The sequence below is a fragment of the Veillonella ratti genome, assembly GCF_003992115.1.
Classification (GTDB): domain Bacteria; phylum Bacillota; class Negativicutes; order Veillonellales; family Veillonellaceae; genus Veillonella_A; species Veillonella_A ratti.
The window spans coordinates 1-23,234 of record NZ_RQUX01000027.1 but is presented as its reverse complement, the minus strand read 5'-3'; the positions used below and the strand labels follow the sequence as shown (position 1 = coordinate 23,234).

Annotated in this window: 21 protein-coding genes, 6 tRNA genes and 1 other annotated feature; all 27 genes read left to right on the top strand. The window is 45.8% G+C overall.

Annotated features, from left to right (window positions below):
* Positions 1-196 precede the first annotated feature (196 nt).
* Positions 197-406: a binding site (T-box leader), on the top strand.
* 187 nt (positions 407-593) lie between these two features.
* The 27 genes from EO124_RS09660 (at position 594) to EO124_RS09530 (ending at position 22,865) form a co-directional block, all read left to right on the top strand.
* Entirely contained in the window at positions 594-2,033 is a 1,440-nt protein-coding gene (locus EO124_RS09660; protein ID WP_127059333.1) for a sodium:solute symporter family protein, read from the top strand.
* 165 nt (positions 2,034-2,198) lie between these two features.
* Positions 2,199-4,100 (top strand): radical SAM protein, encoded by a 1,902-nt coding sequence (locus tag EO124_RS09655; protein WP_127059332.1) that lies wholly within the window; start codon positions 2,199-2,201, stop codon positions 4,098-4,100.
* Complete coding sequence (pgeF, locus tag EO124_RS09650; protein ID WP_127059331.1) at positions 4,084-4,947, top strand: peptidoglycan editing factor PgeF; 864 nt, start codon at positions 4,084-4,086, stop codon at positions 4,945-4,947. Before EO124_RS09655 ends, pgeF begins: the two co-directional genes overlap by 17 nt.
* Before the next feature lie 115 nt (positions 4,948-5,062).
* Complete coding sequence (locus EO124_RS09645; RefSeq protein WP_127059330.1) at positions 5,063-5,749, top strand: YggS family pyridoxal phosphate-dependent enzyme; 687 nt, start codon at positions 5,063-5,065, stop codon at positions 5,747-5,749.
* 27 nt (positions 5,750-5,776) lie between these two features.
* A complete protein-coding gene (locus EO124_RS09640; RefSeq protein ID WP_021840488.1) occupies positions 5,777-6,268 on the top strand; it encodes a cell division protein SepF in 492 nt (163 codons plus the stop codon).
* Between the two features lie 12 nt (positions 6,269-6,280).
* Entirely contained in the window at positions 6,281-7,081 is an 801-nt protein-coding gene (gene proC, locus EO124_RS09635) for a pyrroline-5-carboxylate reductase (protein ID WP_127059329.1), read from the top strand.
* A gap of 8 nt (positions 7,082-7,089) precedes the next feature.
* Positions 7,090-7,875, top strand: a complete 786-nt coding sequence (locus tag EO124_RS09630; RefSeq protein WP_127059328.1) for a YlmH family RNA-binding protein — start codon at positions 7,090-7,092, stop codon at positions 7,873-7,875.
* A gap of 17 nt (positions 7,876-7,892) precedes the next feature.
* Positions 7,893-8,513: a DivIVA domain-containing protein gene (locus EO124_RS09625; RefSeq protein WP_021840491.1), complete on the top strand. Its 621-nt coding sequence runs from the start codon at positions 7,893-7,895 to the stop codon at positions 8,511-8,513.
* A 107-nt stretch (positions 8,514-8,620) separates the two neighbouring features.
* Entirely contained in the window at positions 8,621-9,256 is a 636-nt protein-coding gene (locus tag EO124_RS09620; RefSeq protein WP_127059327.1) for a precorrin-2 dehydrogenase/sirohydrochlorin ferrochelatase family protein, read from the top strand.
* The gene (hemA, locus tag EO124_RS09615; protein ID WP_127059326.1) at positions 9,225-10,511 is read left to right on the top strand and encodes a glutamyl-tRNA reductase; all 1,287 of its coding nucleotides are present in this window, start codon (positions 9,225-9,227) and stop codon (positions 10,509-10,511) included. The genes EO124_RS09620 and hemA overlap by 32 nt, the downstream gene beginning before the upstream one ends.
* The gene (gene hemC / locus EO124_RS09610; protein ID WP_127059325.1) at positions 10,508-11,446 is read left to right on the top strand and encodes a hydroxymethylbilane synthase; all 939 of its coding nucleotides are present in this window, start codon (positions 10,508-10,510) and stop codon (positions 11,444-11,446) included. Before hemA ends, hemC begins: the two co-directional genes overlap by 4 nt.
* Positions 11,443-12,972, top strand: a complete 1,530-nt coding sequence (gene cobA / locus EO124_RS09605; protein ID WP_127059324.1) for a uroporphyrinogen-III C-methyltransferase — start codon at positions 11,443-11,445, stop codon at positions 12,970-12,972. Before hemC ends, cobA begins: the two co-directional genes overlap by 4 nt.
* A gap of 109 nt (positions 12,973-13,081) precedes the next feature.
* A complete protein-coding gene (gene hemB, locus EO124_RS09600) occupies positions 13,082-14,056 on the top strand; it encodes a porphobilinogen synthase (RefSeq protein WP_127059323.1) in 975 nt (324 codons plus the stop codon).
* 107 nt (positions 14,057-14,163) lie between these two features.
* The gene (gene hemL / locus EO124_RS09595) at positions 14,164-15,456 is read left to right on the top strand and encodes a glutamate-1-semialdehyde 2,1-aminomutase (protein ID WP_127059322.1); all 1,293 of its coding nucleotides are present in this window, start codon (positions 14,164-14,166) and stop codon (positions 15,454-15,456) included.
* Positions 15,457-15,652: 196 nt separating this feature from the next.
* Positions 15,653-16,000: a hypothetical protein gene (locus tag EO124_RS09590; protein WP_021840498.1), complete on the top strand. Its 348-nt coding sequence runs from the start codon at positions 15,653-15,655 to the stop codon at positions 15,998-16,000.
* Between the two features lie 12 nt (positions 16,001-16,012).
* The gene (locus EO124_RS09585; RefSeq protein ID WP_127059321.1) at positions 16,013-17,365 is read left to right on the top strand and encodes an MATE family efflux transporter; all 1,353 of its coding nucleotides are present in this window, start codon (positions 16,013-16,015) and stop codon (positions 17,363-17,365) included.
* 114 nt (positions 17,366-17,479) lie between these two features.
* Positions 17,480-18,343, top strand: a complete 864-nt coding sequence (locus EO124_RS09580) for a prephenate dehydrogenase (protein ID WP_127059320.1) — start codon at positions 17,480-17,482, stop codon at positions 18,341-18,343.
* Positions 18,344-18,352: 9 nt separating this feature from the next.
* Entirely contained in the window at positions 18,353-19,393 is a 1,041-nt protein-coding gene (gene cobT / locus EO124_RS09575; protein WP_127059335.1) for a nicotinate-nucleotide--dimethylbenzimidazole phosphoribosyltransferase, read from the top strand.
* Positions 19,390-20,454, top strand: coding sequence for a nicotinate-nucleotide--dimethylbenzimidazole phosphoribosyltransferase (locus tag EO124_RS09570; RefSeq protein WP_127059319.1), 1,065 nt, complete (start codon positions 19,390-19,392; stop codon positions 20,452-20,454). Before cobT ends, EO124_RS09570 begins: the two co-directional genes overlap by 4 nt.
* A 2-nt stretch (positions 20,455-20,456) precedes the next feature.
* Positions 20,457-21,320, top strand: coding sequence for a nickel pincer cofactor biosynthesis protein LarC (gene larC / locus EO124_RS09565; RefSeq protein WP_127059318.1), 864 nt, complete (start codon positions 20,457-20,459; stop codon positions 21,318-21,320).
* Between the two features lie 240 nt (positions 21,321-21,560).
* Positions 21,561-21,635: transfer RNA gene (locus tag EO124_RS09560), tRNA-Gly, on the top strand.
* A gap of 7 nt (positions 21,636-21,642) precedes the next feature.
* Positions 21,643-21,718, top strand: a tRNA-Asn gene (locus EO124_RS09555).
* Positions 21,719-21,753: 35 nt separating this feature from the next.
* Positions 21,754-21,828, top strand: a tRNA-Gln gene (locus tag EO124_RS09550).
* A gap of 8 nt (positions 21,829-21,836) precedes the next feature.
* A tRNA-Lys gene (locus EO124_RS09545) sits at positions 21,837-21,912 on the top strand.
* 6 nt (positions 21,913-21,918) lie between these two features.
* Positions 21,919-21,993 (top strand) — tRNA-Glu (locus EO124_RS09540).
* Positions 21,994-22,000: 7 nt separating this feature from the next.
* A tRNA-Val gene (locus EO124_RS09535) sits at positions 22,001-22,076 on the top strand.
* A gap of 324 nt (positions 22,077-22,400) precedes the next feature.
* Entirely contained in the window at positions 22,401-22,865 is a 465-nt protein-coding gene (locus EO124_RS09530; RefSeq protein WP_127059317.1) for a helix-turn-helix domain-containing protein, read from the top strand.
* The last annotated feature ends 369 nt before the right edge of the window (positions 22,866-23,234 follow it).

Sequence of the window (23,234 nt, the reverse complement as noted above, 5' to 3'; positions counted from 1 at the left end):
GTGATTTTCATTTCTCTGATCCATATCCTAACTATCTCTGGGATTAAATTACCAACTCAAAATGTCCTATAACCCGAAAAATAAAATTTCCCTTGACATGGACAAATGTTTTCTCGTATAATGATTTCAATTTAAAAAAGCAGAATGCTTAGTGTAGCGGGCAACATAATTGCGGAGCTCGCAAGCAGGACGCGACGTAAAAGTTATGACGAAAGAAAGTAGCCCTGTAAGGCATGCGCAGAGAGCCGTTGGTTGGTGTAAAACGGCAGTGATTACAGTGTGAAGTTCCTTTCCGAACTGCAAGGCTGAATTAAGTAGGCTGCGCCGGCGTGGTTGTCGTTAGAAGAACTATGAGTTGGTCGATTCGAGATAATGAGGGTGGTACCGCGGATATTCCGTCCCTTGGGTACTACCCTCTTTTTTTATACTCCGAAATCGTCAATGAGGGTGGTACCGCGATTCGTCATCGTCCCTTTTTAGGGGCGATTTTTTATTTCATAGTTGGCGTTGGCGATTTTGCCAATATGATATTTTGAGAAAAAGGCGGACGGGCCGGTGATATGCCCCAATCACCAGAGAGAGGAGCGATTTAAATGACTATTTCAACTGTGATTGTAGGGCTGTATGTGGTATTACTCTTCGTGATTTCCTGGGCGTCGCGCAAGTTGACCACGGGCAAGGCGGAAAATTATGTGCTTGCCGGGCGCCGTATGACAACACCACTTATTACTGTATCTATCGTAGGTTTGGCTGTAGGCGGGGCGTCTACCATCGGGGTGGCTGAACAGGCCTATGTAAAAGGTATTTCCGCCGGTTGGTACACGGCCGCTTGGGGCCTTGGTGCCATTGTGATGGGCCTTACGGTGGCGAAACGGTATCGCCGTTTGAATATTACGACGGTTCCGGAAATGTTGGAACGCTACTATGATAAAAAGAGCCGTATTGCAGGTATTGTGATTCAAATCATGGTTCAACTTTGTGTTATGAGTTTGCAATATGTGGCGGGCGGTACCATTTTGGCAGCTTTATTGCCCGATGTGTTCACCGTAACGACCGGCATGATCATGAGTGCCGTAGTTTTTATCGGCGTTACTATGATGGGCGGCATGTGGTCCGCCAGCATCTCCAATTTGTTGAATGTTACCCTTAAATATATCGGCATTTCCGCCGCTGCTTATATGGCTGTTATTATGATGGGCGGTACCGCCGTCATCGAAGCACAGGCACCGATGCCTCACATGTTCGATTTAGTAGACGGTGTAGGGGGCATGACGATTTTGACTTGGATTGTTACTTTGATTACGGTGAATCTGTCCTTGCAGAGTATCATTCAAATTTCGCTTGGCGCCAAAACGGTGGGCGTTGCTCGCAAAGGTTTCATTTTGGGCGGACTTATTATGTTACCAATCGGTTTCATCAGCGCCTACTTGGGCGTGATTGCGGCTGAATTATATCCCGGCTTGGCACCGGCATTGGCATTACCGAAATTAATCGTTTCGCTTCATCCGCTCTTGGCCGGTTTAACCTTGGCAGCCCTTTGGGCAGCCGATGTGAGTACCGCTTGTAACTTGCTCTTAAGCTCCGGTACTTTATTCTCCCAGGATATTTACAAACGTTTCATCAATCCGAATGTAACCGATGAAAAATATACGCTTATTACCAAAATTGCAATCGTAGTTATGGGGCTTATGACATTCATCTTCGCATTGACTATCAGCGGCATCATCGCTACCTTGATGCAGGGCTTAAGCTTAATGGCAGCCTTCGCGGTTATCGTCTTGATGACCTTGTTCGCCCCTAAATACTGCAGCCGCATCGGTGCTTTCTATACTTTAGTAGCGGCTGTTGTGACTTTATTGGCTTGGAACTTCGTACCGGCCGTACGCATCGTGCCACATGTAATTTATTTGGAATGGATTGTGTGCAGCATTACTTTCGGTGTTTGTACCTTAGTAAGCCGTCAAGCTATTAAAACAGATGCTGCGCTGGAAGGGGAGACAGCGGAAGAAGGTATGGTTAATTCGTTGAATTAAAATCAGATTTATTAAAAACAGTAAGGGTTAAATATTGTATGGAGCGCTCCGGATAATACCGTGAGGGCTCCTTTTATTTGTCCCATGCCCCTTTTATTTTCGCTGTGTATTGAATTCGTGCTATAATTAATAATTAAGATGTGTTTTGCTCGAGGAGGTTGCGCCGTGACAAGAAATGAAATACTAAATGGCTTACAATCGCTTAGAGCCAATGAAGTAAGCCGTGTTGAAAGCAATCCCCATAAGCCCTTCAAAGTAGGGTTAGTATATCCGAATACGTATTTCGTAGGAATGAGTAATTTGGGGTTGCAGATTATATATGCAGAAGTGAATTTACGTGAACGAAGTTGTGGTGAACGGTATTTTATGCCGGCCTCGTCGGAGCTTCGTGATTATGAAAAACATCGTTTGCCGCTCATGAGTGTGGAGACGCAAAGACCGCTCAATGAATGTGATGTTATCGGTATCGATATTACCTTTGAGATGGATTATTTTAATATACCGCAGCTTTTAAAATTAGGCCGTGTGCCGGTGAAACGAATCCACCGCATCGAGCGTGATCCTATCGTAATTGCCGGCGGTCCCTGTGCCACGTTTAATCCGGAACCATTATCAGATTTTATTGACGCCTTTATCATCGGTGAAGGGGAAGAGCTGATCTCCGAGATGCTCACTGTTATTGAAGATGGCCGTTTGAACCATACATCACGATCCGAGATATTGATGGATTTAAGCAAACTGCCCGGGGTGTATGTGCCTGAACTCTACGAGCCGCAATATGATGAAAATGGTGATTTTGCCGGTTATGAAGTGAATAGGAGAGCCTTTTCAGAAGATGGCGCAGCAGCGCCAGATGAACCCTCAGAGAAATCCGCCGCCAGAGCTTCAGACAAATCCGCCACCGGAGCTTCAGAGAAATCCGCAGCCGGAGCTTCAGACAAATCCGCAGCCGGTGGGGTAGAATCTAATGTCCCTCGTGTTACGCGCCATTGGCGACAGTTGGAGTCGGTAGGAGAAACCGTAATCGCCACCGATTATACAGAATTCGGGGCTATGTACATCGTAGAAGTGGCTCGTGGTTGCGGACGTCATTGTCGCTTCTGCATGGCCGGTTATTGCTATCGCACACCGCGTTTGCGTAGACTCGATTTATTGAAAGCCGGCGTAGATAGGGCGGCTGAGTTAAACAAGAAAGTGGGACTCATGGGCGCCGCTATTTCCGATTATCCTGATATTGATGAGTTGGTGAATTATATTCGCGCAAAAGGTTTGCGTTATTCCTGTGCCTCCTTACGGGCCGATTCGTTGACCCAAGCCGTAGTGGACGGACTTGCCGCCAGTGGTCAACAGACGATTACTATAGCACCGGAAGCGGGGAGCGATAGGTTGCGCCGTGTTATTAATAAAGGTATTTCCAATGAGGATATGCGTAAGGCCGTAACTTTGGCGGCGAAGGCGGGCATTCCGCATATTCGGCTCTATATCATGGTTGGTTTGCCTACAGAGACAGATGAAGATATTGAAGCCATTGTGACCATGGCGAATGATGTGTTCGGCTACATGCAGGATGCAGGGTGTAAAGGGCGTTTGACCTTGAGTGTCAATCCGTTTATACCGAAGCCGTTTACGCCGTTTCAATGGATGCCTATGGCGAACCAAAAAGAAGTTACGAAGAAGCTGAATTCAATCAAGAAAGCGCTTGGCAAGAACCGACGTATTGAGGTGCTTGTGGAATCGCCGAAAGAAGCCTATGTTCAAGGTGTGCTGGCGCGCGGTGATCGCTGTTTGGGTCAGATTATTGCTTGGGCCGCTGAAAATGGCGGCGCGAAAGCTTTCAAAAACGCTTGTCGTGAATTTGATTATGATATGGATAGAGCTTTATATCGAGCAAGAAAATTAACTGAGCCGCTTCCTTGGGACATGCTGGATATGCAATTGGCCGAAGGATATTTGGCGACTGAGTGGCAACGGAGTTTGACGGAAACATATACAGCGCCTTGCCAAGCCGGCTGTAGGCGCTGCGGGGTTTGTAATGAAACGGGGTGTGATTATGGCACGACAGAATAGAACCGTAATTCGCGAAGGTGGCGGTTTTCCGGGACGTCCCTTTGAATTTGAGGCAGATGCCACATTGACAGGTTTTCCGCTGATGCACGGTGTGACCCGGCGTTTTGGCGGTGTTTCTAAGAAGCCTTTTGACTCGTTTAATTTAGGCCTTCATGTAGGCGATGATATAGAAGCCGTTTGGGAAAATCGCCGTCGTTTGGCCAAACATTTACGGGTCGGACCGGAGTTGTTAACCTGTGCGCAACAGGTGCACGGCACGGAGATTTCCGAAGTGACGGAAGCGAATGTGGGGGCCGGTGCTTTTCAGATGGACAAAGCCATCCCCAATAGTGATGCCATTTTTACCCGTTTGGAAGAAGTGCCGTTATTGCTCTTGGTAGCCGATTGTGTGCCTGTTTTGGTGTATGATCCGAACCACCATGCCGTAGCGGTCATTCACGCCGGTTGGCGCGGGACTATCGGTCATGTGCCGATTTTGACGATGGAAGCGATGGGGAATGCCTACGGTACACAACCGCAAGACTGTCATGTATACCTCGGTCCGTCCATTCATTATAATTCCTTCGAAGTTAGTGAGGAACTGGCGGAAACCTTTCGCAAAGCATCATATATTCCGGATCAGATTGTAGGCTATCGCTATCGGGCGGACAAGGGAATTCAGACGCCGCATGTTAATTTGCAGCAGTTTATCGTGCAGGATTTACGCCAAATCGGCGTACCTTTACAGCAGATTACCGTGTCTCCTACAGATAGTATGACGGCACCCGGTTGTTATTCGTATCGTCGTGAGTTTGGCAAAACCGGTCGAATGGCATTATTTGCAATGCTTAGAAAACAGAAGAAATGACTGATTTACTCATATTTTCATTGGCATTTTAGCTTATTTATTATATAATATTATCGCATGAAAGTATTTTTTACATGCACTAACGAGCGTATGCTGGTGCATAAGGGGGTAAGCTATGATAAAAGACGCGTTGGAAGCTGTGCAAAAGCGGATGGCTGATGCCATGGCGAAGGCAGGTCGTACTGACCGGGTAACGCTCATAGCTGTGACAAAAAATCATCCTGTATCAGCAGTGGAAACGGTGGCGCAATTAGGCGTCCGCACAGTGGGAGAAAATCGGGTACAGGAAGCGAAGGAGAAGTTGTTGACTTACAATGGACCGGAGCTGGAATGGCACTTGATTGGTCATTTGCAAATGAACAAAGTGCGACAAGCTGTTCCATTGTTTTCCTTAATACACTCTGTAGATAGCAGTAAGCTACTGGATGAGATAAATAAAGTGGCCGCTAAATGCGGCAAAATACAAGATGTTTTGCTGCAAGTCAATGTGGCTCGGGAAGCAAGTAAGTCCGGGTTGACAGTAGAGGACTTTCCGGAAGTGCGCGATTATGCGAAGACATTGCCGAATGTAAGAGTCAAAGGATTGATGTGCATGGCACCTTTTTTCGAAGATCCTGAAGAGGCTCGTCCTATTTTTCGAGTAGCCCATGCATTATATGAGGATATGAAATCCCAATTCTCGGAAGGACAGATTGAATATTTGTCTATGGGAATGACCCATGACTTTGAAGTGGCTTTGGGAGAAGGCGCGAATATGATTCGCGTTGGCACCGCAATTTTTGGTAACCGAGTATATGATTAAAATAGCGCGTTGTAGGAGGGTTTATTAATGAGTTTAAGTTGGAATAGTATTAAGCAAATGTTCTTTGGTAATGACCATGACGTATATGATGAAGATGAATACACGGAAAATGCCGGTCCTGATTATGATGAGCCGGTTCCGCAGACGGCACCGCAGACCAACACAACAAGTTCCGCATTTCGTCCCGCAAAAACAGGAGGATATAACACCGTGGCCCAACGTCCTAATTCAATGAAAGTAGTCATTGTCGAACCAACAGTATTTGAAGATTCCGAACGCATTACTAACGAGCTTCGCGATATGCGTCCCGTAGTAATTAATTTTGAAAAAACCGACCCTCATGAATCGGCGCGCATTGTTGATTTTGTGAGCGGCGCCACTTTTGCTTTAGATGGCAAATTGGAAAAAATCGGTAAAGATATTTTTATTTGTGTACCGGTAAATGTAACAGTTGATTATAACGACAAGAGCTATAATGACATGTCGGATCAATTCACTTGGAAGGAACCTCAATTATAATAGGAGGTCAGCATGGTAGGCCAAATTTTATTTGTTGGAGCCGGTGCGATGGGCGGTGCCATTTTGCGTGGTGCCTTAGCTAATCGCTTGGTTGAGCCCCAAGCTGTATATGTATTAGTAAAAACTGAATTCAGTGCCAATGCATTGCGTGAAGAATTAAACGTCAATGCAGGCACTGAATTGCCTGACATAAAGAGTGTAAAAACTGTCATTTGGGCAGTCAAACCGCAAGTATTACCTGAAGTATTGCCAAAGTTAAAGGGATTGCCGGCCGGGACAACTTGTTTGTCTGTGGCAGCGGGGGTTACACTTAGTACTTTAGAGGCTGCTATTCCCCAGGCGGTATGGTATCGCGCCATGCCGAATACACCTGTGGCTGTGGGAGCCGGCTTGACGGCGCTTACGGCAGGCAGCAAAGGCAATGAAATTGTTACGGCTGAACTGAGCACCCTGTTCGGTGCGATTGGTGAAGCCGTAGTTTGTTCCGAAGCCGATTTGGAGCGTTTGACGGCGATTTCCGGATCCGGTCCGGGCTATGCATTCGTTATTATGGATGCCTTAGCTGATGCGGGCGTGCGATTGGGATTAACCCGAAAGGTAGCTATCAAAGCGGCTGCGTATACTTTATTCGGTGCCGGTAAAATGGCACTTGAAACGGGGAATCATCCGGCGGTACTGCGCGATCAGGTAACGTCTCCGGGCGGTACTACGATTGCGGGCATTGCCAAAATGGAAAAAGAAGGCCTTCGCTCCGCCTTGCAAGAGGGTGTTGTGGCATGTTATGAACGCTCTTTGGAACTTGGCAAGCATTAGGAGGATTTGTGAAAGATAAAGAAAAATTAATTCGATATTTTGAAGCATCCGGTAGTGGCGAAGAAGCTCGCCGCATGCTCGACTTAGCCGAGCAAGTGGTGGCGGGCAAGCCATATCGGGTGTCAGAGTTTATGTCGCCGGCAGGACTTGTGATTGCCGACGCAATTAAAGCGAATTTACCGCAACTTAAGGTAGAATTCGGCGGTGGCTATGAAGGAGCCGAGCGCATTCGCGTAGCATTCGTAGAAGCCGATTTTCAAGGCACCGTAGATTTGGGTATTAAAGCCTTAAAAGTGTCTTGGGATCCGCGTTTTCGTTTGCTTACTCATCGTGATGTGTTGGGCTCGCTCATGGGGCTTGGCATTGAGCGCACCAGTTTCGGTGACATTATTATGCAAACCGGTGGTGCTCAATTAATAGTGGATGCTGCAATGGCAGACTATGTGAAACAGAATTTCACTAAAATCGCCATGGTGTCCGTTTCGGTGGATGATATGGATATAGCCGAAATCCAACCGAAAGAAGAAAAAATTAAAGAAATACGAACCACGGTTGCTTCTTTGCGCCTGGATGCGGTAGCTTCTTCCGGATTCAGCGTATCCCGCACCAAAGTGGTTAGTTCAATCAATGCGGGACTTGTGCAAGTAAACTGGCAACCGGCCAAGGGACCGGCACAAGAAGTCAAAGAAGGAGATATTATATCGCTTCGAGGTCGTGGACGAATGAAAATTGAGGAAATTACCGGCACCTCTCGCAAGGGGCGCATCGGTGTCTATCTCAAACGATTCATGTAAATTAGGAGGTAAGCTGTATGATTACACCAATGGATATTCACAATAAAGAGTTTGAAACAGGCTTTCGTGGGTACGACAAGGAAGCGGTTAACGCGTTTATGGCCGAATTGGTCCATGATTATGAAACCTTATATCGCGATAATCGTGAAATGACGGATAAAATTGAGCAGTTGGAAAAACGCATTGCTCAATACGAAAAAATGGAAGCGACTATGAATGATGCTTTAGTATTGGCTCAGGAAACGGGCGAAAATGTTAAAAATTCTGCTCGTAAAGAAGCAGATCTCATCATTCAGGAAGCCGAACAGCAACGTCGTCAAATTATTGCGGAAGCTGAACGTCAGTTGCGCGAAGGTTGCGAAAAATATGCAGTAATTCGTAATGAAGTAGCTGTTTTCAAAGCCCGTATGGAATCCCTTTTGAACTCACAAATGCAAATGGTGGATGGCTATGTGTTAGGTGACAGCAAAGTACAACTTGAGAAAGTTAATATCGATGAAGTAATTGCGGCAGCAGCCGAAGACAATTCAACAATTCATAGTAATGCCGGCGTAGCCGAGGATGTATTGGCGGCTCAGGCGGCTGTGGAAAAGGCTGAAGAAGCAGCGTCCACGGAAACAAGCGAAGATAATAAATAAATAGAGTGTTAATCGGCTTGATTTATATCAAGCCGATTTTGATATAAAGAACATATGAAAGAATTTCATAAAAAAGATAAAATGAAGTTCTAAGAAAGTGAGGCAATATGATTACAATGGCCTTACGACTGACCGGTCAACGTTGTTTGGTTATCGGCGGCGGTGCCGTAGCGGAGCGTAGAATCGGTCTGTTCCTTAAGGAAGGCGCCAAAGTAACCGTAGTAAGTCCCGAAGTGACGGCTAACATAGCCGAGTGGGCCGCTAAGGATCAATTAGTGTGGCAAAAAGCGGCTTATGATGAATCCGTTGATTTGGCAGCGGATTTTGTGTTATTGGCAACGAGCGACAGTGAGCTCAATGCAATGTGTGCTAAGAAGGCCAGAGCCTTGGGGGCCTTGGTAAACCGGGCGGATGACCGCAGTGATTGCGATTTTACCTTTCCGGCGACGGTAACAGTGGGAGATTTGGAATTTGCCATATTTACCGGACGGGTAAGTCCTCGATTAAGTCGTTTAATCAAAAAAGACTTGGCTAATCGCTATGGGGCAGTAGCCGAGATGTTGCCGGCTCTAAGAGAAATGCGTAAAACGGTACGTGAGCTTTTGACAACGCCGGCGGAACGTGAAGAATTTTGGCAAAAACATTTAGGTCAAAAAGAGTTGATTAAGATAATAGAGGGTGATTGGAAATGTGTGGAGGATATATTGAGCGATGAAATTAATCGTATTAGGTTTAAATCATAGAAGTGCACCGGTAAACGTGCGTGAAGTATTTTCTTTTGATAAAACGGAAATAAGCGAAGCCATTAATCATGTGTATGAACATGAACAAGTAGCGGAATGTGTCCTTTTATCTACATGTAATCGTACCGAATTATATGCGGTGTTGGAAGATGTGGAAAATCCGAAACAGTTCATGCTTGACTTATTACAGCATTTAAAAGGCGTCGAAGACATGGAGGTTGAAGATGACTGGTTCTTCATGTATGAAGGGCGCGATTTATTGGCTCATTTATTTAATGTAGCATCCAGCCTCGATTCGTTGGTACTCGGGGAGGGGCAGATATTAAGTCAGCTTAAGATGGCTTATATTTCGGCGTATAGTCGCGGTTTGACCGGCCCTATTTTTAATATCATTTTCCAACGAGCTATCAGTGTCGGTAAAAAAGTGCGCACCGTTACAGGCATTGCCAATACGCCGGTATCCGTAAGTTATGCAGCGGTAAATTTGGCGGAAGATTGCCTGACAAAACCGATGAGTGAGGCAAAAGTGCTTGTTCTGGGAGCCGGTGAAATGAGTGAATTGACGGCTACCCATCTTCAGTCCAAAGGGGTTAAGAGTATTTTTGTATCCAATCGAACTTACCATAAAGCGGAAGCCCTGGCAAAACGATTCGGCGGTCAGGCTATTTCATTTGACAGCTTTATCAATCAAGCCAAAGAGGCGGATATTTTAATTACCTCTACGGGGGCACCGCATTATATAATCGGGCCCGAAGAAGCGGCTAAAATTGCGGCTAATCGTCAAGGCAATCCTATTGTTATGATTGATATTGCCGTTCCGCGTGATATTGATCCGGATGTATCCCAAATTGATGATGTGTATTTATTTAATATTGACTCCTTGGAGAGCGTTGTTGAAGAAAATAAACATCAGCGTGAATTGGAAGCGGAAAAAGCGAAACCGATCATTGCTGAAGCAATTGATGAAATAGAGGAAAAATTAGGGTACTTGTCTGTTCGTCCGATGATGGTACTCTTAAGTGATAAAGCGGAACGTACTCGCAAACGCGAATTGCACCGCGCCTTAGCAAAATTACCGGATGCGGATGATCGCCTGCGCAAAATTATGGACAATATGTCCCGCATGATTGTGCGTAAATTGTTGCGTGATCCGATGATTCGCTTTGGCGAAGTAGCCGGTAAAGACGAAGAAAATGAATACTGGAAACTGTTCCATGATATGTTTGACTTAGAAAAGGAGCGAAAATCCTTATGAGAAATATAATTCGTATAGGTACGCGCAGCAGTGCTTTGGCTTTATGGCAGGCTGAATTTGTCGGCTCTGAGCTACAACGACTGTTCCCCGGTTGTGAAGTTGAACTCGTTCACCACAGCACCAAGGGTGACCGTATTTTAGAAAAGCCCTTAGCCGCCATCGGTGGTAAAGGCCTTTTCACGGAAGAATTGGAAGCATCCATGCGCGAAGGCTCCATTGATATTGCTGTTCACAGCTTAAAAGATATGCCTACGGATTTGCCGGAAGGGTTGACCTTGGGGGCCATTACAAAACGTGAAACTCCTTGCGATGCTTTGGTTTCGCCAAAATATAAGACCCTCGACCAATTACCGCAGGGCGCTAAAGTAGGAACCAGCAGCTTGCGTCGTCAGGCACAACTCTTACATCATCGTCCGGATTTACAGATTAATGTATTGCGTGGTAATGTACAGACCAGACTTCGTAAACTGGAAGAAGAAAACTTTGATGCCATCGTGTTGGCTCAGGCAGGTCTGAAACGTTTGGGTCTCGCCGATCAAATCACTCAAGTTTTTACAGCCGATGAATTAATTCCCGCTGTAGGCCAAGGGGCGCTTGCTATCGAATGTCGCAGCGATGACACGGAAATACTCGACATGCTTTCTAAACTTAATGACGAAGATACCATGTGGTGTACGCGCGGGGAACGTAGCTTCTTGCGTCAATTGCAAGGGGGCTGCCAAGTTCCGATGGGTGTTCACGGCACAATCCATAAAGGCCAGTTAACTTTGAAGGCCATCATTTCATCCCTTGACGGTAAAAACTGTTATGAAGGGGAGTTGACGGGCCCTAAGAAAACGGCTGACATTATCGGCCGCAACTTAGCCAAAGCTTTATACGAAGAAGGTGGCAAACATATCATCGAAGAGTTGATTCAGGAGGGCGTAATTCAATGACGGGTATGGTGTATTTAATTGGGGCAGGTCCCGGGGATTATAAATTAATCACAGTTAAAGGTCGTGAATGCATAGAGAAAGCAGATGTTATCGTCTATGATTATTTGGCGGATGAACATTTATTGCGTTGGGCTCGTCCCGATGTAGAACTTATTTATGCAGGTAAACAGTGCAAACATCATACCTTGCATCAATACGAAATCAATGAATTACTTGTTAAATACGGTAAAGAAGGCAAGATTGTAGCTCGGCTAAAGGGCGGCGATCCGCTCATTTTCGGTCGTGGCGGCGAAGAAGCGTTGGAACTTGCCAAAGCGGGCGTTCCCTTTGAATTTGTACCGGGCGTGACCTCCGGTATTTCGGCGCCGGCCTATGCGGGCATTCCCGTAACTCAGCGCGCTATGGCGACGTCTTTTGCCATTGTAACGGGTCATGAAGATCCGACTAAAAACGAATCCGGCATCAACTGGGAAGGCTTAGCTACCGCCGTTGATACCATCAGCTTCGTTATGGGGGTCGGTAATTTGCCGATGATTTCACAAAAACTCATGCAATACGGGCGCCCTAAAGATACACCGGTTGCCGTTATTCGTTGGGGTACCAAACCTATTCAGCAGACTTTGATTTCTACCTTGGAACATGTCGCTGAAGATGTAAAAAAAGCCGGTATTAAGCCACCGTCTATTATTACGGTAGGCAATGTAGTAAGCCTGCGCGATTCACTCCGCTGGTTCGATAATAAACCGCTTTTTGGCAAAAATGTACTCGTAACCCGTGCTCGTTCGAAAGCCAGTGTTTTGAGTGAAAAACTGGAAGAACTGGGCGCTAATGTCATTGAAGCAGCGGCTATTAAGACGCAAGCTTTACCGGTTGGCGCAGCGGAAAAAGAAGCAATTCTTAATGCCGCCACTTATAAAACGGTTGTGTTTACCTCTGCCGAAGGGGTTCGTTATTTCTTCAAAGCTTTGGAAACTTTGGGCAAAGACAGTCGAGTATTGGGCACCGCTCAAATTTGTGCCATCGGCAGTGCCACGGCTAAAGCTTTGCATGACAAAGGCCTCTTAGCCGATATTATTCCTAGCGATTACAAGGGCGAATCCGTTGTGAAAGCATTGGCACCAATTCTTGAAAAAGGCGACAAAGCATTATTGATTCAGCCGAAAGTAGCGCGTAAAGTAATTCCGGAAGGCCTTAAAGCTGCCGGTGCCGACGTGACCGTAGCTCGTTTATACGAAACTGTATTAGACGATTCGCAGGCCGATGCTTTGCGTGAAACCTTAGCTAATGGCGAAGCTGATTATATTACTTTCACCAGCTCGTCAACGGTAACCAATACGTTAACCATGCTTGGTAAAGATGGTGCCGAATTGATTAAAAAAGCCCGTGTTGCCTGCATCGGCCCAATTACGGCCGCTACTTGTGTGGAACATGGCATTCAACCGGATTTAATCGGTGAAACCTTCACCATTCCGGCCATGGTAGATATGATTAAAGCAGACGTGGCCGCACAGGCGGAGACAAAATAATACGTAAAGCAATCAATTAAACAGCCTGATATAAATAGACTGGCTAGTTTTAAAAAATCGTACTACAATAAAAAGGTAGGACTCATATAAATAAAGGAGACGATGAATAATGTTAGACTTAACCTATCGTCCGCGCCGTTTGCGGACAACACCGGCCATGCGAGCTCTGGTTCGTGAAACAACGCTCAATGTAGAAGATTTGATTTACCCGTTGTTTATTGTACCGGGCACCGGCGTTAAGGAAGAAATTACATCGTTACCGGGACAATATCACTTATCCGTTGACGAAGCGGTAAAAGTGGCTAAAGAAGCACATGCCCTTGGTATTTTGGGTGTAGAAATTTTCGGCTTGCCAACGTATAAAGATGAACAAGGTTCGTCCGCTTGGGATATGGAACAACCGGTGCAACAAGCTATCAAAGCGATTCGTAAAGAAGTACCGGAACTCATTGTGGTATCTGATGTATGCTTATGTCAGTACACCAGCACCGGTCATTGCGGCTGTGTTGAAAACCATGAAGTATTAAATGACGAAACGTTACCGTTGCTCGCCAAAGTAGCTGTAAGCCATGCGGAAGCAGGCGCTCATATGGTGGCTCCGTCGGATATGATGGATGGCCGTGTAGCCGTAATTCGTGAAGCTCTCGATGACGCCGGTTTTACCAATGTATCTATCATGAGCTATGCCGCTAAATACGCCAGCGCTTATTATGGTCCGTTCCGTGATGCGGTTCATTCCACACCGGAATTCGGTGACCGTAAAGGTTATCAGATGGACGAAGCTAACCGCCTCGAAGCTATGCGTGAAATCGAGCTCGACATTCGTGAAGGTGCCGATATTATCATGATTAAACCGGCTCTTTCATACCTCGATATCGTACGCGAAGCGCGGGATAACTTTGACTATCCGTTGGCCGTTTATAATGTAAGCGGTGAATATGCGATGGTTAAAGCCGCTGCGCAGCAGGGCCTGGTTGATGAAAAACGCATCGTTTTGGAAACGTTGTTATCCATGAAACGGGCGGGCGCTAAAATTATCATCACATACCATGCACTCGACGTAGCTCGCTGGTTGCGCAAATAATTGTTAACACCGTTTTAATTGCGGACGAGGCACAATGTGCGCCAAATACATCATTTGAGCACAAGACTTTTAATACCCATTGTCGTTAGTATCATAAGGAGAAGATTATGTTTACATTAGATAAATCTAAGCAAGCTTTTAACGAAGCTAAAGCATATATGCCGGGCGGCGTAAACAGTCCGGTTCGCTCGTATCGCAGTGTGGGTTCCGAACCGCCGTTCATCAGCTCTGCTTCCGGCGACCGCATCTATGATATTGACGGCAATGAATACATTGACTATGTATTATCCTGGGGGCCTATGATTCTTGGCCATGCCAAATCGGAAATCGTAGCCGCTTTGCAAGAAGCCGTTTTACGCGGTACCAGCTATGGTGCGCCAACTTTGCTTGAAACGGAATTGGCTAAAAAAATCCAGGCTTTCATGCCGAATATGGAAATGCTCCGCATGGTTAACTCCGGTACGGAATCGACGATGAGTGCCCTCCGCGTAGCTCGTGGTTATACGGGCCGCGATAAAATCGTTAAATTCATCGGTTGCTATCACGGTCACAGTGACGGCTTGCTCGTAAAAGCCGGCTCCGGCCTTGCAACTTTCGGTGTGCCCGATAGTCCGGGGGTACCGGCCGGTGTGGCGGCCGATACGTTGACCGTACCATATAATGATATTGATGCAATCAAAGCTTTATTTGAAAAAGAAGGCTATGCTATTGCCGCGGTTATTGTAGAACCGGTAGCCGGTAATATGGGTTGTGTACCGCCGGTTCCGGGCTTCTTGGAAACACTTCGTGAATTGACAAAGGCTCACGGCGCATTACTTATTTTTGATGAAGTTATGTGCGGCTTCCGTGCCAGCTCAGGCGGTGCGCAGAAGAAATACAATATTAAACCGGACTTGACTTGCCTCGGCAAAATCGTTGGCGGCGGCTTACCAATGGCCGTGTTTGGCGGTTCCCGTGAGATCATGAGCCAAGTAGCTCCGGCCGGTCCTATTTATCAGGCCGGTACACTAAGCGGTAATCCGATTGCCGTAACGGCGGGGTTAGCAACCCTTAGCATTTTGCAACAAGATCCGACTGTGTTTAAACGGATTAATCAATCCACCGAAACACTTTGCCAAGGCCTTAAAGAATTGGCGGCTAAACATAATGTACCTGTACAAGTACAATATGTAGGCTCCATGTTTACCTTGTTCTTCAGTGACAAACCGGTACTTAATTTTGAGGATGCATCTGCTTGTGATATGGAAGCGTTCAAAAAATTCTTCCATTACAATTTGAGTCATGGCATTTACTATGCACCAAGTCAGTATGAAAGCAACTTCATGTCGGCACAACATTCCGCTAAGGATATTGAACATACCTTGGCCGTAGCTGACGAAGCCTTTGCTGCCTTAAAATAGGGTAGAAGCTTATTTCTGCTATAGTTGAGGGTGGTTTTAAATCTTTGGTGCTATAGTTGATGGTAGTTTTAAATCTTTGGTCCTATTGTATAGTGGCGAAGTAGCTATAGCGATGTTATAATAAAAATTGGATAATCAAATGTTAGACCCCTGCCATTTGGAAGGGGTCTTGTGCTAATACGGAGGAGATAGAATTATGCAAACGTTGACTCCCGAAATGGTGGCGGCCGCTCGCAAGAGTTTACAAGAATGCTTGGCCAAAAGTGTAATTCCTAAAGAATATTGGGATGAAATTACCCATTGGTTGGAAGCCACCCACATGGAAAATATTTATTTAGAAGGTCGTGAGGCGATCGGTGCTTGGTGGGCTTCCAAAGAAGTTCGCAAAATGGGCTATGCCATCAATTTTGCCAAGGGCGGCTGTATGCCGAGCAATTGGTTCCCGGAAGGGGAGAACTGGGATATGGCACAAGCACAGGCTAAATACCGATTGGTTGCCGATTGGCAATGTTTGATCGAACACGACGCATTAATCAAAATATAACGAGGTTAGTGTATGAGAAGTGTCAAAAAAAGTGCCAGCCTATCCGTTGTCACTTTAAGCTGGCCTATATTTATCGAGATATTCTTACAAATGCTTATTGGTAATATTGACCAGTTTATGATGAGTCACTATTCCCAAGAAGCGGTAGCCGCCGTAGCCAATGCGAATCAGATTATGAATATTTTCATCTTCCTGATTACCGTTATGAGTACGGCCACAACGATTTTAATTGCTCAATATTTGGGGGCCAAAAATCCGACCAAGATCAACGAAGTAACAACCGTAAGTATTGCCTTTAACTTCGTATTCAGTTCCATTGCGGCGTTGTTTATTTTGGTAGCCCATCGCATGCTCTTTGAGTGGCTCGGCGTGCCGGAAGAAATCATCGATGATACGAGTCTTTATATGACGATTGTAGCCGCGAGCATTCCGATTACGGGGATTTATACGGCCTTTGTGGCTACTTTCCGCGGCTTTTCCTTGCCGGTTATTACCATGTGCGTGGCCTTCGTTATGAACGTAGTACACATTTTCAGTAACTTGGTATTAATTTACGGTTGGGGCCCTATTCCGTCTATGGGCGTGTTGGGCGTATCCATTTCCACAGCCTTGAGCAAGGGCTTAGGTCTGCTCTTGGTATTTTATTTATTCAAAACCCAGCTCAACGTTAAGTTGTCCTGGACTTATTTAAAACCGTTCCCTAAAGAAACGTTAAAACGGTTGCTGCACATCGGGGTGCCGTCCGGCGGCGAAACGCTGTCTTATCAGTTATCGCAGACGACGATTATGAAAATGGTCAACATTTTTGGCATCATGGTTATTAATACGAAGGTGTATGCCTACATTATTTCTATGTTCTGCTACATGTACACCATTGCCCTGGCCAATGCGGCGCAGATAATCGTAGGCTTTTTGGTCGGTGCCGACAGGGAAGACGAGATTTCCGGGCGTGTATGGCATACCATGTGGCTCGGCATGGCGATCAGCCTGACCTTGTCTGTATCGTTCTATCTGTTGAGTGATTATATATTTGCCTTTTTCACGGACGAACAGGAGATTATTACGCTTGGCAAGACGATAATGTTGATTGAAATATTCCTGGAAATCGGACGAACGGTTAATATTATTATGGTTCAGTGTTTACAGGCGGCCGGTGATATCAGGACGCCGATGATTGTAGGTATCTTTGGCATGTGGCTGTGTGCCGTTAACTTGTCCTTTATCTTGGGCGTTTGGCTCGGTTGGGGGCTCGTAGGCATCTGGATTGCCATGGCCATCGATGAAGGTGTGCGCGCCATCATATTCGTATGGCGTTGGCACAGCGGTAAATGGAAGAACAAGAAGCTGATTGAAGAAACGGCGTGACGCCTGTTGTTTTTTGAAAAAAACATTGAATTCAATCCGCTTGAATCTTCAATGGAAGTGAAGATTCGTGTAGTATAGTAGATTTTAGTAAAAAAGAGAGTTAGAGGAAGAAGTATGAAGCGTAAGGTAGGTATTATTGGTTTAGGTTTACTCGGCGGTTCTTTGGCAAAAGGATTGGCGAAATATACAGATTATGAAGTGATTGGTTATGCACGGCGCCCGGAGATTTGTGAAGCGGCTATGGCCGATAAGGTTGTGGCTCGTGCGTATACCGATCCCAAACAAGTGGTAGCGGAGGCGGATATTTTAGTATTCGCCTTGCCGCCCGACACGAACGCGAGGCTGTTTGAGGAGCTGGCACCGCTCATCCGGCCTCGCACTCTTATAACTGATGTGTCCAGTACGAAGACGAATTTTGCCAGTACAGTGAAACAATATTTACCGGTCGGTGCTAAATTTGTGTCGATTCATCCCATGGCCGGGTCTGAAAAAGGCGGCTATGACATGGCCAAGGCAGATTTGTTTAAGAACTGCACATGGATTGTCTTGGAAGATGACGTTAAAGACGGTGGGGACGCCGAGGATGCGGCTGAATTGGCTCAAATGGGCAAATTGTTGGGCAGCCGTGTAGAGTGTATTCCCATGAGTGTTCATGACGGGTTTATGGCCACCATAAGTCATATGCCTCATACTGTGGCCTCCATGATTGCCACCATTGCTGGGGGCGATGAATACGGCGATTTACGCCTTCGCTTGGCGGCCGGCGGTTTTCGCGATGTTACTCGTGTAGCCGGCGGTAATCCCCATATGTGGCGCGAAATCATAACGGGCAACCGTGATGAAGTGGTGCGAGCGTTATCAGATTTAGAGAAGCAAATATCAATTATTAAAAATTTACTTTTAACTGCGGATGATGATACACTTGAATTATATTTGAGTGATGCGAAGCAGATTCGTGATAAATTTTCCCTTTTATAGGAGGATATGATGGGCTTATTTGAAGAAACTTGTAAAAAGATTACCCCAAAAGATGCCGCCATCGGTGAGAAAATTCAAGCCGTTTGGGATAAGGCTACGCCGTACGGCAGTTTTGGCAAATTGGTAGACATGGTTAAACAATATGCTATGGATACACGCCAAGAATCACCGACTATTCCGAAACGCTGTATGATTATTGCAGCTGCCGACCATGGTGTAGCGGAAATGGGGGTTAGTGCCTATCCGATTGATGTAACCGTCGGCATGACGCAGAATTACCTCATTCCGAAAGGGGCCGGAGCCAATGCGCTGGGCAATTATTGCGGGACCGACATGGAAGTAGTCGACGTGGGTATCAAAGCGGACATGAACTGGGTGCCGGGCTTACGTCACAATAAAATCCGCATGGGAACACGCAACTTTTTAAAAGAGCCGGCCATGACCAAAGAAGAATGTATCAAGGCTATGGAAGTGGGCATTGCTCTTGTTAATGAAAAAGTCGCTGAAGGATATAATGTATTCCTCGTAGGTGAAATGGGGATTGCCAATACGACGGCCAGTGCTGTTATGACGGCAAAATTCGCCGGCATTACGGCAGAACAGGCAACCGGTCGGGGCACCAATATTTCCGACGAACGACTTAAGGTAAAACAAAAAGTAGTTCACGATGCGTTGGAAAAATACGCTCATATTGATAAAAACGACGGCCTCGGCATTTTGCATTCCGTAGGCGGTTTGGAATTTGCCTGCATTACGGGGATTATCCTTGGTGCGGCGGCCGCTCATGCCATGGTCATCATCGATGGTTTTAACACCACCGCCTGTGCGTTGGTAGCGCATTCCTTGGTACCTGAAAGCATGGATTATGTAATGGCCTCCCATTTATCCGCCGAAAAAGCGCATAACCGAGCTCTAAATACTTTGGGGCTCGAAGCGTACGTTAACCTTGGCCTTTGCCTCGGTGAAGCATCGGGCGGTTCCATTCAAATGGGTATGCTCGATTTAGCGGTGCGCATGTATCAAGAATTAGAAGGAGGGCATCAGGCATGAGAGAGTTTACGATAAAACCATTAAATGAGGCATGCATGGATGCTTGCCAACTTCGCGTAGATAATTTGACTAAGCCGATTTACAGTTTGGCGCAGTTGGAAAAAATCGCCGTTCGTTTAGCAGGCATTTACAATGTGGAACAGCCAAACCATATTAAAAACGGTGTTCTTATTTTTGCCGGCGATACGGCCGTCGACGGTATACAAAACCATACGAAAGGGCAGGAAAGCTTAGCCGCTGTGACGCGCCTCGGCAGTGGTCACAGTGCGACCGGTGCGGCTGCTAAGAAGTTAGAAGCTGACGTAATTGTTGTTGACGTAGGTCTGGAGCAAGATACGGCCAACGTAAAAGGCATTATAAATAAAAAAGTAGCCGACGGCGCTCGTTTCTTTGGTAAAGGTCTGGCTATGACGGCGGAAGAAATGGAAGCGGCTTTGGAAGTCGGTTTTCAGATGGCTGATGAATTGGCCGGCAAAGGCGTGCAGGCCGTGGCCATTGGCAACGTAGGCGAACGGACGTTATTAAGCGGTTTGGCCGTAACAGCAGCCATTACCGGTTATCCTATGGCTGAATTGTTGACGAATAACGAATGCACCTTGTCCATTCAGGAAAAAGCGGACCGTTTAAGCGCTACCCTACAGCGCTATGGCTTAAGTGCGTCCGAACCTTTGAAAGTATTGCAAACGGTAGGATCTTTAGATATTGCCGCTATGGTCGGTTTTTACCTCGGTGCTGCTCATAACCGTATGGCCGTAGTCTTTGACAACGCCGTGACCGGCGCTGCGTTATTGGTAGCGCGTGCCATTAATCCGGCTGTGATGGACTTCGTATTCCAATCGGCGGCATACAATGAACCGGTGCACAAAGCGCAGATGAAATTCTTGGGTATCAGCCCGTTCTTGTACTATGATTTGGAAATGGATGAAGCGTTGGGCTCTGTTATGGGATTATCCGTAGTGGATGCGTCGCTTCACATGTTAAACGATATGAAAACTTTCGGCGAAGCCACGGTGACCGTAGCGGAAGACGGCCCCGGCAACAAACGTCAGGATGGACGGTAGTTATGAGTAAGTTATTGCATGGTTTATGTGCATCCGGAATCAGCGGTAATATGATGATCGGTGCTTTGCTTAACTACGGCGTACCGTTTGATTATTTTAAAAAGTCTTTGGCACCGCTTAATTTGAGCGGCTTTTCACTCATTCATGAGCAACGTGAAAAACTGGGCGTCGAAGGGACTTATTTTGATGTGAAATTGAAGGGTGAAGGCCATGGTCATACGCACAGTCACGATGGTGTTCATTTTCATACCCACACTCATGAGCACACGCATGACGGCATTCACTTTCATACCCATGCTCATGGGGAACGGCGCAATTATCCAGACATTAAAGCCCTCATTGAAGAGGCGCCTTTATCTGATTGGGTAAAAGAAAAGGCCTTGGCTGCCTTTTTAAATTTAGGCATGGCGGAAGCAAAGGTGCATAATACAACCTTGGATGAAGTGCATTTCCACGAAGTGGGCGCCATCGATTGCATCATTGATATTGTAGGCACCATGATTTGTCTGGAATACCTCGGCGTGACCGGCATTATCTTTTCGCCGCTTCACCTGGGACAAGGCAAGGTAAAATGCGAGCACGGCCTCATGGATATTCCTACACCCGCTACAGCCAACCTTTTGGAAGGCTTCCCGACTTATGTGACGCCGGTGCAAGGCGAATTGGTAACACCCACAGGGGCTACTTTGGTGAAAACATTGAATGCCAACGGTTTCCAACCGGGGGCAGCGGCGCCAACTAAAGAAGAAATACAAATGGCATTGCTTTCCATGATGGATAAAGCTGAAAAAGCCCCTAAAAAGGGTGTAGGTCTCGGCTCCATGGATTTGCCTATCCCTAATGTGTTTACCCTCTTTGAGGCGTAAATACAGCATTTAAATGAAGTGTTTAACACAAGGTAACAGTGACGGCTCACCTTCAATTGGTGGGCCGTTATGCTTTTGTAAAATATTTGTACAAATATTTTTACAAAAGTGTTGACATGGGCCTTAGTTCTTTGATATTATAATTAAGCAGTCAGGGACAAGACACTTTGAATGCAGTCAAGTTAAAAAAGTGCTTGACAAAATACAGTTAACGGTGTAGAATAGTTTCTGTTGTGAAATGCGGAAATAGCTCAGTGGTAGAGCACCGCCTTGCCAAGGCGGGGGTCGCGAGTTCGAATCTCGTTTTCCGCTCCACTTTCATTCCTCGATAGCTCAGTCGGTAGAGCAATCGGCTGTTAACCGATCGGTCGTAGGTTCGAGTCCTACTCGGGGAGCCATTTTTATTTACTCAGGTTTATACCTTTGTATATATAGGGGTATCGCCAAGCGGTAAGGCAACGGACTCTGACTCCGTCATTCAAAGGTTCGAATCCTTTTACCCCTGCCAATTTACATGACTCATTAGCTCAGTTGGTAGAGCACCTGACTTTTAATCAGGGTGTCCCGCGTTCGAGTCGCGGATGAGTCACCACTTTCCGGCCCGTTGGTCAAGCGGTTAAGACACCGCCCTTTCACGGCGGTATCGGGGGTTCGATTCCCCCACGGGTCACCAACTTCATGGACGATTAGCTCAGCTGGGAGAGCGCCTGCCTTACAAGCAGGATGTCGGCAGTTCGATCCTGTCATCGTCCACCATATATGATAAAAACGAACTTCTAATGCGAAAGTATTGGAAGTTCGTTTTTTATTTATGGTGTATTACAATGTATTTATCATAAATCATGACTTTTCTAATACATGTATCAATTAATTTATTACGGGCGGCTTCTTTCGAGAGGTCGCTTTTTGTATATAAAATAAACTTAGAGCGTGCTATAATTATATTGATAATATCGAAGGGGCAATAGAGTGGGGTAATGACCGTACTGACTATGTAATGAAATAATGATATGCAAATCTAAATGATAAAAGCCCTAAGCTAGTAGCCTAGAGGCTTACCGTGTTGGAAGGAGCAATATTATGAGTTTTGCCGAGACTTTAAAAGAAGAAATAGAAAAAACCGGATTATCAAGCTTGCAGGCGGCTAGGTTGCTAGAAGTGCCACTACGAACTATGGAAGATTGGGAGTTATCCAATAGCACGCCTCCCGAATATGTGCAGAAGGCGTTATTATATTGTCTTAACGCTATAAGGGAGGATATGATAACGGCTGAACTGGATTCAGCTATTAAAAGTGGTGTGGTTAAATCGACAGATATAATCAAAATTGCACGGGACCGCTATAACCGTATTATTGATTGGGAGGATCCATATGAAAAGAATTCAAGATCTTGCCAAATGGAGGGGGACGATGTTAAAGATATTGACGCCCTTCGGTTTAATCAATCGATGACCGCAAGAAATGCACTTCAAGAAATATGCACACGCATGCCATATTTGAGTGATGAGGATTTTGAATGCCTTTATCCGTTAGATTATGAATAAGCATAAAAATAAGAGCCGCATAATAATAAGAGACGCATAATAAGCTGTGTAGCTCTTTTAACTATATCGGCAATGTAAAACGTAAAATATTCCTTGTAAAAGACAAAAACCTTTGTTTTTATTGTATTTTTGTCCATCCTATTTAGAAGACTTCTGATACTTAGTATCGGAAGTCTTTTTTGCTTTTTCTGAGTTTTTATTAAACAGCTGCAGATATAAGTAACAATCAAGTGATAAGTATCAAATGCGAACGTTCGGACTGATTTATTGTTAGGTGATATAACAAAAGATAATATCATGATGATTAGTGCCATTTTATAACTATATTTTTCAGATTGAATAATTTTTGATAATTGTAGAACTTAACCT

Coding starts and splice junctions, on each gene's coding strand:
- EO124_RS09660 (WP_127059333.1), top strand. CDS start 594: ATGACTATTTCAACTGTGATTGTAGGGCTGTATGTGGTATTACTCTTC.
- pgeF (WP_127059331.1), top strand. CDS start 4,084: ATGGCACGACAGAATAGAACCGTAATTCGCGAAGGTGGCGGTTTTCCG.
- EO124_RS09645 (WP_127059330.1), top strand. CDS start 5,063: ATGATAAAAGACGCGTTGGAAGCTGTGCAAAAGCGGATGGCTGATGCC.
- EO124_RS09640 (WP_021840488.1), top strand. CDS start 5,777: ATGAGTTTAAGTTGGAATAGTATTAAGCAAATGTTCTTTGGTAATGAC.
- proC (WP_127059329.1), top strand. CDS start 6,281: ATGGTAGGCCAAATTTTATTTGTTGGAGCCGGTGCGATGGGCGGTGCC.
- EO124_RS09625 (WP_021840491.1), top strand. CDS start 7,893: ATGATTACACCAATGGATATTCACAATAAAGAGTTTGAAACAGGCTTT.
- EO124_RS09620 (WP_127059327.1), top strand. CDS start 8,621: ATGATTACAATGGCCTTACGACTGACCGGTCAACGTTGTTTGGTTATC.
- hemA (WP_127059326.1), top strand. CDS start 9,225: ATGAAATTAATCGTATTAGGTTTAAATCATAGAAGTGCACCGGTAAAC.
- hemC (WP_127059325.1), top strand. CDS start 10,508: ATGAGAAATATAATTCGTATAGGTACGCGCAGCAGTGCTTTGGCTTTA.
- cobA (WP_127059324.1), top strand. CDS start 11,443: ATGACGGGTATGGTGTATTTAATTGGGGCAGGTCCCGGGGATTATAAA.
- hemB (WP_127059323.1), top strand. CDS start 13,082: ATGTTAGACTTAACCTATCGTCCGCGCCGTTTGCGGACAACACCGGCC.
- hemL (WP_127059322.1), top strand. CDS start 14,164: ATGTTTACATTAGATAAATCTAAGCAAGCTTTTAACGAAGCTAAAGCA.
- EO124_RS09590 (WP_021840498.1), top strand. CDS start 15,653: ATGCAAACGTTGACTCCCGAAATGGTGGCGGCCGCTCGCAAGAGTTTA.
- EO124_RS09585 (WP_127059321.1), top strand. CDS start 16,013: ATGAGAAGTGTCAAAAAAAGTGCCAGCCTATCCGTTGTCACTTTAAGC.
- EO124_RS09580 (WP_127059320.1), top strand. CDS start 17,480: ATGAAGCGTAAGGTAGGTATTATTGGTTTAGGTTTACTCGGCGGTTCT.
- cobT (WP_127059335.1), top strand. CDS start 18,353: ATGGGCTTATTTGAAGAAACTTGTAAAAAGATTACCCCAAAAGATGCC.
- EO124_RS09570 (WP_127059319.1), top strand. CDS start 19,390: ATGAGAGAGTTTACGATAAAACCATTAAATGAGGCATGCATGGATGCT.
- larC (WP_127059318.1), top strand. CDS start 20,457: ATGAGTAAGTTATTGCATGGTTTATGTGCATCCGGAATCAGCGGTAAT.
- EO124_RS09530 (WP_127059317.1), top strand. CDS start 22,401: ATGAGTTTTGCCGAGACTTTAAAAGAAGAAATAGAAAAAACCGGATTA.